Genomic DNA, 404 nt, shown 5'->3' with positions numbered 1-404 from the left:
TGATGATCTCCAGCACGTTGCCCAGGCCGTCGCGGTCGGTCACGTAGGAGGTCAGCGGATACAGCTTAGGCTTGCCCTCGTCGGGGTCGTAGAGCAGGAAATTGCCGAGGACGATGGCGTGCTTGGCCGCCTCGCTGAGGACCGGGCGGACGCCGCTGGTCTCCAGGTCGTTGACGATGACCCGCTCCACGTCCACCAGCGCGGCCTCCAGTTCGGAGGTCTCCACGCCAGCCTGCTCGGCGATGTTCTCGGCGACTGCCTGGTCAGGCGCGAGCTTGAACACCGAGGCGTTCGGCGGGAGCCAGGCCAGCACGATCTTCGAGGCCAGGGCGTTGACGCACTTCGGGCCGGTGTCGATGTAGGCGGAACCGGGGGTACGCGATTTCGCGCCCTCGTCCACCCAC

1 protein-coding gene is annotated in these 404 nt (G+C 67.1%); it reads right to left on the bottom strand.

Going from position 1 to position 404, the window contains the following annotated elements:
• Positions 1-404 (bottom strand): portal protein (locus FJV41_RS51255; protein WP_220138062.1); only part of this gene is annotated, 404 nt, incomplete at both ends.

Origin of the sequence: Myxococcus llanfairpwllgwyngyllgogerychwyrndrobwllllantysiliogogogochensis (genome assembly GCF_006636215.1) — a bacterium.
Lineage (GTDB): Bacteria > Myxococcota > Myxococcia > Myxococcales > Myxococcaceae > Myxococcus > Myxococcus llanfairpwllgwyngyllgogerychwyrndrobwllllantysiliogogogochensis.
This window is presented reverse-complemented; position numbering and strand designations above follow the sequence as displayed.